General features: G+C 40.9%; 25 protein-coding genes. All 25 read right to left on the bottom strand.

Going from position 1 to position 14,067, the window contains the following annotated elements:
* Positions 1 to 4 precede the first annotated feature (4 nt).
* Positions 5 to 184, bottom strand: a complete 180-nt coding sequence (gene rpmD, locus EAL2_RS00835) for a 50S ribosomal protein L30 (RefSeq protein WP_025434552.1) — start codon at positions 182 to 184, stop codon at positions 5 to 7.
* A gap of 11 nt (positions 185 to 195) precedes the next feature.
* A complete protein-coding gene (rpsE, locus tag EAL2_RS00830) occupies positions 196 to 702 on the bottom strand; it encodes a 30S ribosomal protein S5 (RefSeq protein WP_025434551.1) in 507 nt (168 codons plus the stop codon).
* 18 nt (positions 703 to 720) lie between these two features.
* Positions 721 to 1,089 carry a 50S ribosomal protein L18 gene (gene rplR, locus EAL2_RS00825; protein ID WP_025434550.1) on the bottom strand — a complete coding sequence of 123 codons (369 nt, stop codon included), beginning with the start codon at positions 1,087 to 1,089 and terminating at the stop codon, positions 721 to 723.
* Between the two features lie 18 nt (positions 1,090 to 1,107).
* On the bottom strand, positions 1,108 to 1,647 hold the full coding sequence (gene rplF, locus EAL2_RS00820; protein WP_025434549.1) for a 50S ribosomal protein L6: 540 nt from the start codon (positions 1,645 to 1,647) through the stop codon (positions 1,108 to 1,110).
* Positions 1,648 to 1,672: 25 nt separating this feature from the next.
* The gene (gene rpsH, locus EAL2_RS00815; protein ID WP_025434548.1) at positions 1,673 to 2,071 is read right to left on the bottom strand and encodes a 30S ribosomal protein S8; all 399 of its coding nucleotides are present in this window, start codon (positions 2,069 to 2,071) and stop codon (positions 1,673 to 1,675) included.
* 33 nt (positions 2,072 to 2,104) lie between these two features.
* A complete protein-coding gene (locus EAL2_RS00810; RefSeq protein ID WP_025434547.1) occupies positions 2,105 to 2,290 on the bottom strand; it encodes a type Z 30S ribosomal protein S14 in 186 nt (61 codons plus the stop codon).
* A gap of 19 nt (positions 2,291 to 2,309) precedes the next feature.
* Positions 2,310 to 2,852, bottom strand: a complete 543-nt coding sequence (gene rplE, locus EAL2_RS00805; protein ID WP_025434546.1) for a 50S ribosomal protein L5 — start codon at positions 2,850 to 2,852, stop codon at positions 2,310 to 2,312.
* A gap of 23 nt (positions 2,853 to 2,875) precedes the next feature.
* On the bottom strand, positions 2,876 to 3,187 hold the full coding sequence (gene rplX / locus EAL2_RS00800; RefSeq protein ID WP_025434545.1) for a 50S ribosomal protein L24: 312 nt from the start codon (positions 3,185 to 3,187) through the stop codon (positions 2,876 to 2,878).
* Between the two features lie 14 nt (positions 3,188 to 3,201).
* Complete coding sequence (gene rplN / locus EAL2_RS00795) at positions 3,202 to 3,570, bottom strand: 50S ribosomal protein L14 (RefSeq protein ID WP_025434544.1); 369 nt, start codon at positions 3,568 to 3,570, stop codon at positions 3,202 to 3,204.
* Between the two features lie 31 nt (positions 3,571 to 3,601).
* Complete coding sequence (gene rpsQ / locus EAL2_RS00790; RefSeq protein ID WP_025434543.1) at positions 3,602 to 3,856, bottom strand: 30S ribosomal protein S17; 255 nt, start codon at positions 3,854 to 3,856, stop codon at positions 3,602 to 3,604.
* A gap of 23 nt (positions 3,857 to 3,879) precedes the next feature.
* Positions 3,880 to 4,083, bottom strand: coding sequence for a 50S ribosomal protein L29 (rpmC, locus tag EAL2_RS00785; protein WP_025434542.1), 204 nt, complete (start codon positions 4,081 to 4,083; stop codon positions 3,880 to 3,882).
* Complete coding sequence (gene rplP / locus EAL2_RS00780) at positions 4,073 to 4,516, bottom strand: 50S ribosomal protein L16 (protein WP_025434541.1); 444 nt, start codon at positions 4,514 to 4,516, stop codon at positions 4,073 to 4,075. The genes rpmC and rplP overlap by 11 nt, the downstream gene beginning before the upstream one ends.
* A 31-nt stretch (positions 4,517 to 4,547) precedes the next feature.
* Positions 4,548 to 5,312, bottom strand: a complete 765-nt coding sequence (rpsC, locus tag EAL2_RS00775; RefSeq protein WP_025434540.1) for a 30S ribosomal protein S3 — start codon at positions 5,310 to 5,312, stop codon at positions 4,548 to 4,550.
* Positions 5,313 to 5,328: 16 nt separating this feature from the next.
* Positions 5,329 to 5,661 (bottom strand): 50S ribosomal protein L22, encoded by a 333-nt coding sequence (gene rplV, locus EAL2_RS00770; protein WP_025434539.1) that lies wholly within the window; start codon positions 5,659 to 5,661, stop codon positions 5,329 to 5,331.
* 31 nt (positions 5,662 to 5,692) lie between these two features.
* Entirely contained in the window at positions 5,693 to 5,974 is a 282-nt protein-coding gene (gene rpsS, locus EAL2_RS00765) for a 30S ribosomal protein S19 (protein ID WP_025434538.1), read from the bottom strand.
* A 45-nt stretch (positions 5,975 to 6,019) separates the two neighbouring features.
* Positions 6,020 to 6,850: a 50S ribosomal protein L2 gene (rplB, locus tag EAL2_RS00760; protein WP_025434537.1), complete on the bottom strand. Its 831-nt coding sequence runs from the start codon at positions 6,848 to 6,850 to the stop codon at positions 6,020 to 6,022.
* Positions 6,851 to 6,881: 31 nt separating this feature from the next.
* Positions 6,882 to 7,172 (bottom strand): 50S ribosomal protein L23, encoded by a 291-nt coding sequence (gene rplW, locus EAL2_RS00755; RefSeq protein ID WP_025434536.1) that lies wholly within the window; start codon positions 7,170 to 7,172, stop codon positions 6,882 to 6,884.
* Positions 7,172 to 7,795 (bottom strand): 50S ribosomal protein L4, encoded by a 624-nt coding sequence (gene rplD, locus EAL2_RS00750; protein WP_025434535.1) that lies wholly within the window; start codon positions 7,793 to 7,795, stop codon positions 7,172 to 7,174. The genes rplW and rplD overlap by 1 nt, the downstream gene beginning before the upstream one ends.
* A 28-nt stretch (positions 7,796 to 7,823) precedes the next feature.
* Positions 7,824 to 8,456 carry a 50S ribosomal protein L3 gene (gene rplC, locus EAL2_RS00745; protein WP_084480864.1) on the bottom strand — a complete coding sequence of 211 codons (633 nt, stop codon included), beginning with the start codon at positions 8,454 to 8,456 and terminating at the stop codon, positions 7,824 to 7,826.
* Positions 8,457 to 8,554: 98 nt separating this feature from the next.
* Positions 8,555 to 8,863, bottom strand: coding sequence for a 30S ribosomal protein S10 (gene rpsJ / locus EAL2_RS00740; RefSeq protein WP_025434533.1), 309 nt, complete (start codon positions 8,861 to 8,863; stop codon positions 8,555 to 8,557).
* 406 nt (positions 8,864 to 9,269) lie between these two features.
* Positions 9,270 to 10,463, bottom strand: a complete 1,194-nt coding sequence (gene tuf / locus EAL2_RS00735) for an elongation factor Tu (protein WP_025434519.1) — start codon at positions 10,461 to 10,463, stop codon at positions 9,270 to 9,272.
* A gap of 79 nt (positions 10,464 to 10,542) precedes the next feature.
* Positions 10,543 to 12,612: an elongation factor G gene (gene fusA / locus EAL2_RS00730; RefSeq protein ID WP_025434532.1), complete on the bottom strand. Its 2,070-nt coding sequence runs from the start codon at positions 12,610 to 12,612 to the stop codon at positions 10,543 to 10,545.
* Positions 12,613 to 12,697: 85 nt separating this feature from the next.
* Positions 12,698 to 13,168, bottom strand: a complete 471-nt coding sequence (gene rpsG / locus EAL2_RS00725; RefSeq protein WP_025434531.1) for a 30S ribosomal protein S7 — start codon at positions 13,166 to 13,168, stop codon at positions 12,698 to 12,700.
* 102 nt (positions 13,169 to 13,270) lie between these two features.
* Complete coding sequence (gene rpsL, locus EAL2_RS00720; RefSeq protein ID WP_025434530.1) at positions 13,271 to 13,693, bottom strand: 30S ribosomal protein S12; 423 nt, start codon at positions 13,691 to 13,693, stop codon at positions 13,271 to 13,273.
* A gap of 29 nt (positions 13,694 to 13,722) precedes the next feature.
* On the bottom strand, positions 13,723 to 13,968 hold the full coding sequence (locus tag EAL2_RS00715; RefSeq protein ID WP_025434529.1) for a ribosomal L7Ae/L30e/S12e/Gadd45 family protein: 246 nt from the start codon (positions 13,966 to 13,968) through the stop codon (positions 13,723 to 13,725).
* Between the last annotated feature and the right edge of the window lie 99 nt (positions 13,969 to 14,067).

The following is a 14,067-nucleotide window of genomic DNA, read 5'->3' as shown; positions in this document are numbered from 1 at the left end:
TAACTTATGCTTCTGTAACTTCAACTAAATGCTTAACTACGTTTATCATTCCTCTTATTTGTGCGTTATCAGGTTTTACAACTACCTGCTCTCTCTTTTTGAATCCAAGAGCTTCTATAGTTTTTTTCTGATTAGGTTTAGTTCCTATTGCACTCTTAACTAATTTTATATTCAAGTTAGCCATAATCTTCACTCCTATCCTAGAAGATCTTCAACCTTTTTGCCCCTAAGCGTAGCTATCTGCTCAACAGTCTTTAGCTGCTTAAGTCCATCCATGGTTGCATTTACCATGTTTCTAGAGTTGTTCGATCCAAGTGATTTTGCTCTAACGTCTTTAAGTCCTGCAAGTTCGAGAACCGCACGAACAGGTCCTCCAGATATAACTCCTGTACCTTCTCTTGCTGGCATTATAAGAACCTTTCCTGCGCCGAAGTGACCTACAACATCGTGAGGGATTGTAGTTCCAACTATTGGCACTTCAATAAGGTTTCTCTTTGCATCCTCTATTGCTTTTCTTATTGCTTCAGGCACTTCCATTGCTTTTCCAGTACCCATTCCAACTTTTCCGTTTTCGTCTCCTACTACTACAAGAGCAGCAAATCTAAAGTTTCTACCGCCTTTAACAACTTTAGTAACACGTCTTATTTCGATTACTTTTTCTTTCATGTCAAGCTGTCTTGCATCTATAAAGTTGCGAGCCATTTTTTCCCCTCCTTCTTATTAAAACTTGAGGCCGCCTTCTCTTGCTCCCTCTGCTACTTCCTGAACTCTTCCGTGATAAATATATCCGCCACGGTCAAATACAACTTCCGATATGCCCTTTTCAAGAGCCTTCTTAGCTGCAAGTTGTCCAACAAGCTTAGCAGCTGCCTTGTTGCCTGTTGACTCAGCGCTGTCTTTTATTTCTTTATCAAGAGAAGAAGCTGATACTAGAGTGTTTCCAGCTACGTCATCTATAATTTGAACATATATGTTATTAAGACTTCTAAATACGCTTAGTCTAGGTCTTTCAGGAGTTCCAGCTACTTTTGCGCGAACTCTTTTGTGTCTTTTTAGCCTAGCTTCGTTTTTGCTTGCCTTTTTAAACACCTAAACTCCTCCTTTCACCTATTTACCTGTTTTACCTTCTTTACGTCTTACATTCTCACCAGAGTATCTGATTCCTTTGCCTTTGTATGGCTCCGGTCTTCTCCAGTCTCTTATCTTGGCAGCATAGTTGCCTACAAGCTGCTTGTTTATTCCTCTTACTATTATCTCAGTTTGAGTTGGAGCTTCTGTTTCTATTCCCGCTGGATCTTCCATTTCAACTGGGTGAGAGAAGCCAAGGCTTAGGACAAGTTTTTTCCCTTGCTTTTGAACCCTGTAACCTACGCCAACTATTTCAAGCTTCTTCTCATATCCTTTAGTAACGCCTTCAACCATGTTTGATATAAGAGTTCTTGAAAGTCCGTGAAGAGATTTGTGCTTCTTGTTTTCAGTAGGTCTTTCAACTACCAGTACGTTTTCATTTATAGCTATTTTCATTGCGCTGTCAATCGCTTCAGACAATTGTCCTTTAGGTCCTTTGACAGTTACAACGTTGTTTTCATCGATGTTTATTTCAACGCCTGCTGGCACATCTATTGGTTTGAAACCTATTCTTGACATTTTTGCACCTCCTTATACGCCTTAATTACCAAACGTAGCAGATAACTTCTCCACCAACGCCCTCGTTTCTTGCTTGCTTGTCAGTCAGTATTCCGTTTGATGTAGATATTATAGAGATTCCAAGTCCGTTAAGCACCTTTGGAATGTCATATTTTCCAGCATAAACTCTCATTCCTGGCTTTGATATTCTCTTTATTCCGCTCATTACTCTGCTTCCGTCCGCTGAGTATTTAAGCTGTATTCTTATTATTCCTTGCTTTCCGTCCTCGATTACATCATAGCCTTTTACAAACCCTTCCTCAAGAAGGATTCTTGCTATTTCTTTCTTTATATTTGAAGCAGGTATGTCAACAGTATCACGCTTTATTGAGTTAGCATTTCTCACACGTGTCAGCATATCTGCTATTGGATCTGTCATTGTCATGTGGCGTAAACCTCCTTCCGCTATTTAGCTCTCTTACCAGCTGGCTTTCCTTACACCAGGTATTTGACCCTTGTAAGCCAGTTCTCTAAAACATATACGGCATATACCAAATTTCTTAAGCACAGAGTGTGGCCTTCCGCATATGCTGCATCTTGTGTACTCTCTGCTGCTATACTTATGTCCTCTCTGTTGCTTAACTACCATTGATTTTTTAGCCATCTGACCAATCGCCTCCTTTTTACTTTCTAAACGGCATGCCCATAAGCCTTAGAAGTTCACGAGACTCCTCATCTGACTTTGCCGTAGTAACGAATATTATGTCCATTCCTCTTATCTTGTCTATCTTATCGTACTCGATTTCCGGGAATATAAGCTGCTCTTTTACTCCTAGGGCATAGTTGCCTCTTCCATCGAATGAGTTAGGATTAACTCCAGCGAAGTCCCTTACCCTTGGAAGAGATATGTTTACAAGCTTGTCAACAAAGTGATACATCATATCACCTCTAAGTGTAACCTTTGCACCTATTGACATGCCTTCTCTTAGCTTGAAGTTAGCAACCGATTTTTTAGCTTTAGTTACTAGAGGCTTTTGTCCGGCTATTATAGTGAGCTCCTCAACAGCTTTTTCAAGCCCTTTAGGGTTTTCTCTCGCATCGCCGATACCCATGTTTATTACTACTTTTTCAAGCTTTGGCACTTGCATTATGTTCTTATATTCAAACTTCTCTACAAGAGCTTTCATTATTTCATTTTGGTATTTATCTTTTAATCTAGATGCCACTGTGCTCGGCCTCCTTTCTCAAGTTATATTTGTTCGCCTGATTTTCTCGATACTCTTACTTTTTTGCCATTATCAAGAGTCTTGAATCCAACTCTTACTCCTTTTCCTGCTTTTGCATCAAACAGCATTACGTTCGATATGTGAATAGGAGCCTCTTGGTGGATTATTCCGCCTTGCTGTACTTGAGGAGTTGGTTTCTTGTGCTTAGTAACCATGTTGACACCTTCAACCAGAACTCTGCTCGCCTCAGGCATAACTTGAAGTATCTTTCCCTTTTTGCCTTTATCTTTACCAGTTATAACTACAACCGTATCTCCTTTTTTAACATGTCTCATTCACTTCCACCTCCTTATAAAACTTCTGGGGCTAGTGAGATAATCTTCATGTACTGCTTATCTCTTAGTTCTCTAGCTACCGGTCCGAATATACGAGTTCCCGTAGGAGTCTTATCGTCCTTTATTATAACTGCAGCATTTTCATCGAATTTTAGGTAGCTGCCGTCTTTACGTCTTATACCTTGAGTAGTTCTTACAACTACGGCTTTAACAACCTTGCCCTTTTTAACAACGCCTCCTGGTGTTGCGCTTTTAACAGTGGCAACTATTACATCTCCGATATTAGCATACTTTCTTCCGCTGCCGCCTAGAACACGGATGCAAAGCAATTCTTTAGCACCTGTATTATCTGCAACCTTTAAACGAGTTTCCTGTTGTACCATTTGCAGAACCTCCTTTCAATTCCTTTTAACTTTACTTAGCTTTCTCTAGTATATCTACAAGTCTCCATCTCTTGTCTTTAGACAAAGGTCTGGTTTCCATTATTTTAACTTTATCGCCAATTTTGCACGTATTTTCTTCGTCATGTGCCTTGAATTTTTTAGTTCTCTTAACTGCCTTCCCATACAGCGGATGACGTACGAACTCTTCAACAGCAACGGTTATGGTCTTGTCCATCTTGTCGCTTACTACACGACCTATTCTGACTTTTCTGCTTCCTCTTTCCATTGTGCCTTTGGCCTCCTTTCTCATTAAGCTCTAGCTTCGTTTATTTCTCTTTCCCTTATGACAGTTTGTACTCTCGCTATGTCTTTCTTAACGAACTTTATTTTCATAGGGTTTTCAAGCTGTCCAGTAGCTAGTTGAAATCTTATGTTAAATAGCTCACCTTTTAATTCATTAAGCTTTCCACTAAGTTCTTGGGTTGTCATTTCTTTCAAATCTTTAGCTTTCACTAGCTTCACCACCCTTTACTTCGAAATCCTCTTTCTTAACAAACTTGCATTTTACAGGCAGCTTGTTGGCAGCAAGTCTCATTGCTTCTCTTGCCACTTCTTCGTTTACTCCTGAAAGCTCGAACATAACTCTTCCAGGCTTAACTATTGCCACCCAATATTCTGGTGAACCTTTTCCGGCTCCCATACGAGTTTCTGCAGGCTTTTGAGTTATTGGCATGTGTGGGAATATTTTTATCCACACTTTACCGCCTCTTTTAATATACCTGTTTATTGCTATCCTGGCAGCTTCTATCTGATTAGCTGTGATTCTGCTAGGCTCAAGAGCAACTAGACCGTAATCTCCGTAAGTCACAGTGTTTCCTTTTTGAGCCTTGCCTTTGAATCTGCATCTATGAACTCTACGACGTTTAACTCTTTTAGGCATTAACATATCTTATTTCCTCCTTCCCGTGTGCTGCTTATTAATTTTCGCTTCTATCCGATCTTCTGCTATCTGGTTTTCTGAAGCCTTTTTTATTGTCGAATTTTTTGTCTCTTTTTTTGAAATCCCTGTTGAAGTCTTTTTTCTCTTCTACTTCTGCTCCGGCTCTTTTGCTAGTAGGAAGTACTTCGCCATGGTTTACCCAAACTTTTATTCCTATCTTGCCGTAAGTAGTGTCAGCTTCAGCAAATCCATAGTTTATGTCTGCTCTTAGAGTTGACAGAGGAACGTTGCCTTCGCTGTAGCCTTCGTCTCTTGCCATCTCTGCGCCGCCAAGTCTGCCTGCCGCAAGTACCTTTATGCCTTTAACTCCAGACTTCATTGCTCTTTGTATAGCTTGCTTCATTGCTCTTCTGAAAGCTACCCTTCTCTCGATAGCCTGAGCTATGTTTTCAGCTATAAGCTGAGCGTCCTTCTCCGGTCTTTTAACTTCAACTATGTTTATCATAACGCTCTTTTGAGTCATTTTTTCTATTTCAGCTTTTATTTCTTCAATGCCGGCTCCACCTCTGCCTATTACTATTCCAGGTTTTGCAGCGTATATGTTAAGCTTTATCTTCTTAGCAGCTCTTTCTATTTCTATTTTAGAAACGCCAGCGATATAAAGCTTTTTCTTAAGATGCTTACGGATTTCGAAATCTTCACGAAGAAGTATCGAGAAATCCTTCTTATTGGCATACCATCTTGAATCCCAGTCTTTTATTATACCGACTCTTAGTCCGTGAGGATTAACCTTCTGTCCCATAATGTCCCTCCTTGTCCTATTTTTCTTTAAGAACAACTCCTATATGGCTTGTTCTCTTTCTTATAGAAGTGGCTCTTCCCATCGCTCTTGGTCTGAACCTTTTTATTGTTGGTCCTTGGTTTGCATATATTTCAGCTACGTATAGCTTTTCTTTGTCCATCTCATGGTTGTTTTCCGCATTTGCTATTGCAGACTCTATAACCTTAGCCAGTATGCCGGCAGGCTTTTGAGGAGTATACTTTAGTATTGCCAAAGCCTCATTCACCTTTTTTCCTCTTACAAGGCCAGCCACCTGGGTTGCTTTTCTTGGACTTACACGAACAAATTTCGCGATTGCTTTTGCTTGCACTTAAATTACCTCCTTCCGCTTAAAGGACTCGTTATTTTTTCTTAGAAGTTCTATCTTCGCCTTTGTGTCCTTTGAATGTTCTAGTTAGTACGAATTCACCTAGTTTATGTCCAACCATATCTTCAGTCACATATACCGGCACATGCTTTCTTCCGTCATGCACAGCTAGCGTGTGTCCTATCAATTGAGGGTATATAGTCGATGATCTCGACCATGTTTTTATAACCTTCTTCTCGTTTTTCTCATTCATTGCCTCTATCTTTGAAAGAAGTCCTTTGTGTATAAAAGGTCCTTTTTTAGTTGATCTTGACATTTACTTTCCTCCTTTCGAAAGCTTCTAAATATATATCAACCGTTATTATTTTTTCCTCTTAGAAACTATCAGCTTGTCTGAAGCCTTGTTTTTCTTACGAGTTTTGTATCCTAGTGCAGGTTTACCCCATGGAGTTACTGGTCCTGATCTACCTATTGGAGCTCTACCTTCTCCACCACCGTGTGGGTGATCGCATGGGTTCATTACAGATCCTCTTACTGTTGGTCTTATGCCCATGTGTCTTTTTCTTCCGGCCTTACCTATTGTAACGTTGAAATGCTCAATGTTTCCAACTTGTCCAACCGTAGCCTTACACTCTATGTTTACGTATCTCATTTCTCCCGATGGAAGTCTAAGAAGCGCATTTTTTCCTTCTTTGGCCATAAGCTGCGCACCTGTTCCCGCAGATCTTACAAGCTGTCCGCCTTTGCCAGTTTTAAGCTCTATGTTGTGTACAGTTGTACCAACAGGCATGTCCTTAAGTTTCAGAGAGTTTCCAACTTTTATGTCAGCTGTTTCTCCAGACATTATAACGTCTCCAACCTTGAGTCCTACAGGTGAAAGGATGTATCTTTTTTCTCCATCCGCATACACAAGAAGTGCTATGTTGGAAGTTCTGTTTGGATCGTACTCTATTCCTGCAACCTTCGCAGGTATTCCATCCTTGTTTCTCTTGAAGTCGATAAGTCTATATTTTCTTCTTGCCCCGCCGCCTCTATGACGGATTGTTATTTTACCTTGCGAGTTTCTTCCCGCGTTCTTTTTTAGTGGGGTTAGAAGTGATTTTTCCGGCTCATGCTTTGTTATCTCATCTGATACAAGCACTGTAACGTGTCTCATACCAGGAGATGTTGGTTTAAACTTTTTTATAGCCATCTGTTTTCCCTCCTTCTTTAGTGCTTTTTAACTAAACTCCTGCAAAGAATTCTATTTCCTTGCTGTCCGCAGTAAGTTTCACTACGGCTTTTGAATAGCTAGCAGTAGTTCCTTCATGCTTGCCCATTCTTTTCTTTTTGCCGTCATAATTTATAGTGTTTACTTTTTCAACTTTAACACCGAATATGCTTTCAACAGCTTTTTTAACTTCGGTTTTGTTTGTATTTTTAGCCACTACAAATGTGTACTTTTTGTCAGACATTTCGCTCATGCTTTTTTCAGTTACTATTGGCTTTATGATTATATCATGTGCATTAGTCATTATTCGTACACCTCCTCTACTTTCTCAACAGCGGCCTTCGTTATTACGAAAGCATTGTGATTTAGTATGTCATATACATTAAGAGTATTAACTAGCGCAGTTTTAACTCCAGGTATGTTTCTTGCTGATTTTACAACACTGTCGTTCTTCTCAGCCATTACGAAAAGCGCCTTTTTCTCGAGCTTAAGGTTGCTTACTATAGCCTTGAACTCCTTAGTTTTTGGCATTTCCATCGCAAGGCTGTCAAGCACTATTATTTCTCCGTTCTGAAGCTTTGAAGTAAGAGCACTCTTCATAGCAAGTCTCTTTACCTTCTTAGGAAGGCTGTAGCTGTAGTCTCTTGGCTTTGGAGCGAATACAACTCCACCGCCTATCCATTGAGGAGATCTTATGCTTCCCTGTCTCGCTCTACCAGTTCCTTTTTGTTTCCAAGGCTTTCTTCCTCCGCCTCTTACTTCAGCTCTTGTCTTTGCAGACTGAGTTCCCTGTCTTCTGTTAGCAAGATGGTTTTTTACAACTTCATAAAGGACGTGTTCGTTAACTTCCACGCCGAATATGTTATCCGAAAGAGTTATCTCTTCAACCTTTTCACCTTTTATATTCAAAACATCTATTTTTGGCATTTAACTTCCTCCTTCCTGATGAAAATCATTATCTAACAGCCTTTACCGCTGTGTTTATTTCAACTAACCCCTTCTTAGGCCCTGGAACTGCACCTTTTATGAGTAGCAGGTTCTTTTCTGTGTCTACTTTTACTACTTCCAGGTTTTGTATTGTAACGCTAACGCTACCCATATGTCCCGGAAGATTCTTGCCTTTGAATACTCTTGAAGGAGACGAACAAGCACCCATCGAACCCGGTCTTCTGTGATATCTAGAGCCGTGCGCTTCAGGTCCTCTGCTCTGTCCGTGTCTTTTTATAACACCCTGGAATCCTTTACCTTTAGATGTTGCGGATACGTCAACCTTTTCTCCAGCAGCAAAGACATCAGCTTTTATCTCTTGTCCAAGCTCGAAGCCTTCAACACTGTCAACTCTGAACTCAGCTATATGTCTCTTGCAAGAAACGCCAGCTTTTTCAAAATGTCCTTTAAGAGGCTTGTTTACTCTGCTTTCCTTCTTGTCTGCAAATGCAACTTGAAGCGCATTGTAGCCGTCTTTTTCAACAGTCTTGATTTGAGTAACGTAGACAGGTCCAGCCTGTACAACAGTTACTGGAACGCAAGCACCTGTTTCTGTAAAAACCTGAGTCATTCCTAGTTTTGTTCCTAGTATTCCTTTCATTATTACACCTCCCATAATCTTACAGCGGATTGCAGCTCTCGCCGCAATCATACTAAGATAAGGTACATCTATGTCCCTAGCTTAGCTTTAAAGTTTTTTTACAGTTTTATTTCTATATCAACACCAGCTGGCAGATCAAGTCTCATAAGAGAGTCTACTGTTTTAGGTGTTGGGTTTGTTATGTCTATAAGCCTCTTGTGAGTTCTTATTTCGAACTGCTCTCTAGAGTCCTTATACTTGTGAACAGCCCTTAGTATAGTTATTATCTGCTTTTCTGTTGGAAGCGGAACCGGACCCGATACTGTGGCATTAGTTTTCTTCGCAGTTTCAACTATTTTTTGAGCTGATTGATCGAGAATCTTGTGATCGTAAGACTTAAGTCTTATTCTTATTTTTTGATTTGACATGTGTTTTACCTCCTTAATCGCACGTTTTTAGTTTTTCTACGCGCAACTCGACATCGATACACTGTTCCTGGCGTGTTGCGTTTTGTGTCAAGGAAACAGATTTTCACGATATCTAGTCGCCCGATTCATAGATCGAGACATACTCAGCCAGAATTACCTGAAAAGCCTTGTATTTTAAGGCCGCCAGCAACCTCTTGCTTCATCGCATTCAAAAATCACACTAGTATAGTTTATAACAATAGTGTCTGTTTTACAAGCTTTTTTATTTATTTTTTTATTAATCTATGAATTATCTATTAACTATGACAACAGCCTGAACACCAGACTATTCAAGACTAAAAGAGAAGGAAAAGTATTCCTTCTCTTTTATGCCTTCTTTATGAGAATTTATTACTATGAGAATTTATTACTCTACTATAGAAGCAACTACTCCCGCTCCTACTGTTCTTCCGCCTTCTCTTATGGCGAATCTTAGTCCCTCTTCTATCGCTATTGGTGCTATTAGCTCAACTTCCATAGCTATGTTGTCTCCTGGCATTACCATCTCTACGCCTTCTGGTAGTCCGATTGATCCTGTTATGTCTGTTGTTCTGAAGTAGAACTGTGGTCTGTATCCGTTGAAGAATGGAGTGTGTCTTCCGCCCTCTTCCTTCTTAAGAACGTATACCTCTGACTTGAATTTTGTGTGCGGCTTTATTGTTCCAGCCTTAGCTAGTACCTGGCCTCTTTCTATCTCGTCTCTTTGAACTCCTCTTAGAAGCACTCCTATGTTGTCTCCTGCTTGTGCCTCGTCAAGAAGTTTTCTGAACATCTCTACGCCTGTTACTATTACTTTTCTTGGCTCTTCTGATAGTCCAACTATTTCTACCTCGTCTTGTACTTTTACTATTCCTCTTTCAACTCTTCCTGTTGCAACTGTTCCTCTTCCTGTTATAGAGAATACGTCCTCTACTGGCATTAGGAATGGCTTGTCAACCGCTCTTTCAGGCTGTGGAATGTAGCTGTCTATAGCTTCGAATAGCTCTATTATTGCATCTCCCCACTTGCTGCTTGGATCTTCTAGTGCCTTTAGTGCTGATCCTTTTATTATTGGAGTGTCATCTCCTGGGAAGTCGTACTCGCTTAGAAGATCTCTTATTTCCATTTCTACTAGCTCAAGAAGCTCTTCGTCGTCTACCATGTCGCACTTGTTCATGAATACTACGATGTATGGTACTCCAACCTGTCTTGATAGAAGTATGTGCTCTCTTGTTTGTGGCATTGGACCGTCTGCTGCTGATACTACTAGTATCGCTCCGTCCATTTGCGCTGCTCCTGTTATCATGTTCTTAACATAGTCGGCGTGGCCTGGGCAGTCAACGTGCGCGTAGTGTCTGTTTGGTGTCTCATATTCTACGTGTGATGTTGATATTGTGATTCCTCTTTCTCTTTCCTCTGGTGCCTTGTCTATGTTTGCAAAGTCTACTGCTTCACCTGTTCCGTATCTTGAGTGCAGTGTGTATGTTATTGCTGCTGTTAGTGTTGTTTTACCGTGGTCAACGTGTCCTATTGTTCCAATGTTAACGTGTGGTTTAGTTCTTTCAAATTTAGCTTTTGCCATTTTATTCTTCCTCCTTCACTGATGTCACAATTTTATTTCAGAGGGCAGTCGTGCTGCCCTCTTATATTTATAACAGTTATTATCTGCCTTGCTCCATTATCTTCTTAGCTATGCTTGCAGGAACTTGCTCATAGTGATCGAATATCATTGTATATGTCGCTCTTCCCTGAGACATAGATCTAAGCTGAGTTGAATATCCAAACATTTCCGAAAGCGGAACTAGCGATCTTATAACCTGAGCTCCAGTTTGAGCTTCCATTCCCTCTATTCTTCCACGTCTAGAGTTAAGGTCTCCCATAACGTCTCCCATGTAGTCCTCTGGAGTTACTACCTCAACCTTGAAGTATGGCTCAAGAAGTACTGAGTTTCCTTTTTTCATACCTTCCTTGAAGGCCATAGACGCTGCAACTTTAAACGCCATTTCCGAAGAGTCTACCTCGTGGTAAGATCCATCGTAAAGCTCTACTATTACGTCTACAACAGGGTATCCTGCAACAATACCTGCTTCCATAGCAGACTGAAGACCAGCATCGATTGGTCCGATATATTCTCTTGGAATAGATCCACCGACAGTCTGATTCTTGAACTCATAGCCTTTTCCAGGCTCGTTAGGAATCATTCTGATCTTAACGTGACCGTACTGTCCTCTACCGCCCGACTGCTTGGCATACTTGTTGTCTATGTCAGCACCCTGAGTTATAGTCTCTCTGTAGGCAACCTGTGGAGCTCCAACGTTAGCTTCTACTTTGAATTCCCTTAGAAGCCTGTCTACTATTATCTCAAGGTGAAGCTCACCCATACCGCCTATTATAGTCTGTCCAGTCTCTTCGTCAGTTCTGACTCTGAATGTAGGGTCCTCTTCAGCAAGCTTTTGAAGAGCAACACCCATTTTTTCCTGTGCAGCCTTTGATTTTGGCTCTATTGCAACGTGTATAACAGGCTCCGGGAACTCCATAGACTCGAGTATTATCGGTTTGTCCATGTCGCACAGAGTGTCTCCTGTAGTAGTGCTTTTAAGTCCAACTGCAGCAGCTATATCTCCCGAGTAAACGTGAGTTATCTCTTCTCTTGAGTTGGCATGCATCTGAAGTATACGTCCGATTCTCTCTTTCTTGTCTTTTGTAGAGTTTAGAACGTATGATCCTGACTCAAGTACTCCTGAGTAAACCCTGAAGAAAGCAAGCTTTCCTACGAATGGGTCTGTCATTATCTTGAATGCAAGAGCTGAGAAAGGCTCTGAATCTGAAGAAGGTCTTTGATCTTCTTCTCCATCCATTGTAATTCCTTGTATTGCAGGTACATCAAGTGGTGATGGCATATATGCAACTACTGCGTCAAGCAGCAGCGGCACTCCCTTGTTCTTGTACGCTGAGCCGCAGAACACAGGGTTTAGAGTACATGCTATAACGCCTTTTCTGACTCCTGACTTTATCTCGTCGATAGTAATCTCTTCACCTTCAAGATATTTCATAGTAAGCTCTTCATCAGATTCAACTGCTGCTTCTACGAGCATTTCTCTGCGTTCCTCAGCAAGAGCAACCATATCTTCTGGTATGTCTACTATCTCTATTTCGTTTCCAAGGTCGTCCATGTACATTATGGCTTTCATTTCAAGAAGGTCTATTATACCCTTGAAAGTATCCTCTGCGCCTATCGGAAGCTGCATAGCAACCGCATTTGCAGAAAGCCTGTCTTTCATCATGTCTACAACACGAATGAAGTTGGCTCCTGTTATGTCCATTTTGTTTACAAACGCTATTCTTGGAACATTATATTTGTTAGCTTGTCTCCATACGTTTTCAGACTGAGGCTCAACCCCGCCCTTAGCGCAGAATACAGCCACGGCTCCGTCAAGCACACGAAGAGATCTTTCAACCTCAACCGTAAAGTCTACGTGCCCTGGCGTGTCGATTATGTTTATTCTATTTTCTTTCCACTGAGCAGTAGTCGCAGCAGAGGTTATTGTTATACCTCTTTCTTTTTCCTGCTCCATCCAGTCCATCTGGGCTCCACCCTCGTGAGTCTCGCCTATTTTGTGGATACGTCCTGTATAGTACAGTATACGCTCAGTAGTGGTTGTTTTACCGGCATCTATGTGCGCCATTATACCGATGTTTCTAGTTCTTTCCAATGGGAACTGTCTAGCCACTATTTTGTGCCTCCATTCCAATAATTAATTAATTAATCCTCGCCCCTTTAAAGGGGCGAGGTGGATTATTGTATCTAATTCAATTCTACCATCTGTAGTGTGCAAACGCCTTGTTAGCTTCAGCCATCTTATGCGTATCTTCTTTTTTCTTGACTGCAGCTCCAGAGCTGTTTGCAGCATCCATTAGTTCTTTGGCAAGTCTTTCAGTCATGCCTTTTTCGCCACGGGCTCTAGAATATCCCACAAGCCATCTTAGTCCAAGTGTAACTCTTCTTTCAGGTCTTACTTCAACTGGAACCTGATAGTTAGCTCCACCCACACGTCTTGCCTTTACTTCTAGAACTGGCATTATGTTGTTCATAGCCTTTTCAAATACCTCTATTGGTTCTTCTCCTGTTTTTTCCTTTATCATGTCAAGCGCTCCATATACTATGTTTTGCGCCTTACCTTTCTTGCCATCTACCATTATGCTGTTTATAAGCTTTGATACTAGCTGGCTGTTGTATAAAGGGTCCGGAGTTATAATTCTTTTTGGAACATTACCTTTTCTTGGCACTGTGCTTCCCTCCTTATTAAATTGTAACTCATAGGTACTCGACAGATTTACTGCCGTGGGTGCCTTTAAAATCTATGTTAAAGGACCGTACGCTGTGGTATGTTACTTCTTAGCTGCCTTAGGTTTCTTAGTACCGTACTTAGATCTACTTTGAGCTCTCTTTTCGACTCCAGCCGTATCAAGAGTTCCCCTTACTATGTGGTATCTAACTCCCGGAAGGTCTTTAACCCTTCCTCCTCTTATAAGAACAACACTGTGCTCTTGAAGATTGTGGCCTTCTCCTGGAATATATGATGTAACCTCTATTCCGTTAGTAAGTCTTACCCTTGCAACTTTTCTAAGGGCTGAGTTCGGCTTCTTTGGAGTGACAGTCTTAACAGACGTACAAACTCCCCTCTTTTGTGGCGCGTTCATTTCTACCGCCTCTTTTCTAAGAGTGTTGAAGCTTCTTTGCAAAGCTGGAGCAGTAGATTTCTTTTCAATCTTAGCTCTTCCTTTACGCACTAGCTGGTTTATAGTTGGCATAAAGTGCACCTCCTTCCAAATATTTGAACTTATTTTAGTATCCCAACTGTAGCAGCTCCCACCTGTATACCGCAGGCGATTCCGAGCTGCTGCATGGATTCAACGTAGTTTATCTCAACATTTTTCTGTGCAGCAATCTCTTGTGTATTCTTTATTATGTGCTCATCTGCATCTTTTGCAATAAGCACGAGTTTCAACTTGTCTTCTTTGAGCGCTCGTATTGTCTGCTTTGTCCCTATTACTTTGTCGAGATTTTTCACTTCTTCAATTTTCATAAAAGTTTCCTCCCTTTTAAATATCCAACAATTGCCAGATACCAAAAAGTCCACTTTCTATTTTACACACTCAAACATTTTATCACTTCACAACATTTA

The organism is Peptoclostridium acidaminophilum DSM 3953 (assembly GCF_000597865.1).
Lineage (GTDB): Bacteria > Bacillota > Clostridia > Peptostreptococcales > Peptostreptococcaceae > Peptoclostridium_A > Peptoclostridium_A acidaminophilum.
The sequence above is the reverse complement of the archived record's forward strand: the minus strand, read 5'-3'. Positions and strand labels throughout refer to the sequence as shown.

Excerpts from the sequence above, each read along its gene's own strand:
- rpmD (WP_025434552.1), bottom strand. The coding sequence starts at position 184 with ATGGCTAACTTGAATATAAAATTAGTTAAGAGTGCAATAGGAACTAAA.
- rpsE (WP_025434551.1), bottom strand. The coding sequence starts at position 702 with ATGGCTCGCAACTTTATAGATGCAAGACAGCTTGACATGAAAGAAAAA.
- rplF (WP_025434549.1), bottom strand. The coding sequence starts at position 1,647 with ATGTCAAGAATAGGTTTCAAACCAATAGATGTGCCAGCAGGCGTTGAA.
- rpsH (WP_025434548.1), bottom strand. The coding sequence starts at position 2,071 with ATGACAATGACAGATCCAATAGCAGATATGCTGACACGTGTGAGAAAT.
- EAL2_RS00810 (WP_025434547.1), bottom strand. The coding sequence starts at position 2,290 with ATGGCTAAAAAATCAATGGTAGTTAAGCAACAGAGAGGACATAAGTAT.
- rplX (WP_025434545.1), bottom strand. The coding sequence starts at position 3,187 with ATGAGACATGTTAAAAAAGGAGATACGGTTGTAGTTATAACTGGTAAA.
- rplN (WP_025434544.1), bottom strand. The coding sequence starts at position 3,570 with ATGGTACAACAGGAAACTCGTTTAAAGGTTGCAGATAATACAGGTGCT.
- rpsQ (WP_025434543.1), bottom strand. The coding sequence starts at position 3,856 with ATGGAAAGAGGAAGCAGAAAAGTCAGAATAGGTCGTGTAGTAAGCGAC.
- rplP (WP_025434541.1), bottom strand. The coding sequence starts at position 4,516 with ATGTTAATGCCTAAAAGAGTTAAACGTCGTAGAGTTCATAGATGCAGA.
- rpsC (WP_025434540.1), bottom strand. The coding sequence starts at position 5,312 with ATGGGACAGAAGGTTAATCCTCACGGACTAAGAGTCGGTATAATAAAA.
- rpsS (WP_025434538.1), bottom strand. The coding sequence starts at position 5,974 with ATGTCAAGATCAACTAAAAAAGGACCTTTTATACACAAAGGACTTCTT.
- rplB (WP_025434537.1), bottom strand. The coding sequence starts at position 6,850 with ATGGCTATAAAAAAGTTTAAACCAACATCTCCTGGTATGAGACACGTT.
- rplW (WP_025434536.1), bottom strand. The coding sequence starts at position 7,172 with ATGACTAATGCACATGATATAATCATAAAGCCAATAGTAACTGAAAAA.
- rplD (WP_025434535.1), bottom strand. The coding sequence starts at position 7,795 with ATGCCAAAAATAGATGTTTTGAATATAAAAGGTGAAAAGGTTGAAGAG.
- rplC (WP_084480864.1), bottom strand. The coding sequence starts at position 8,456 with ATGAAAGGAATACTAGGAACAAAACTAGGAATGACTCAGGTTTTTACA.
- rpsJ (WP_025434533.1), bottom strand. The coding sequence starts at position 8,863 with ATGTCAAATCAAAAAATAAGAATAAGACTTAAGTCTTACGATCACAAG.
- tuf (WP_025434519.1), bottom strand. The coding sequence starts at position 10,463 with ATGGCAAAAGCTAAATTTGAAAGAACTAAACCACACGTTAACATTGGA.
- rpsL (WP_025434530.1), bottom strand. The coding sequence starts at position 13,693 with ATGCCAACTATAAACCAGCTAGTGCGTAAAGGAAGAGCTAAGATTGAA.
- EAL2_RS00715 (WP_025434529.1), bottom strand. The coding sequence starts at position 13,968 with ATGAAAATTGAAGAAGTGAAAAATCTCGACAAAGTAATAGGGACAAAG.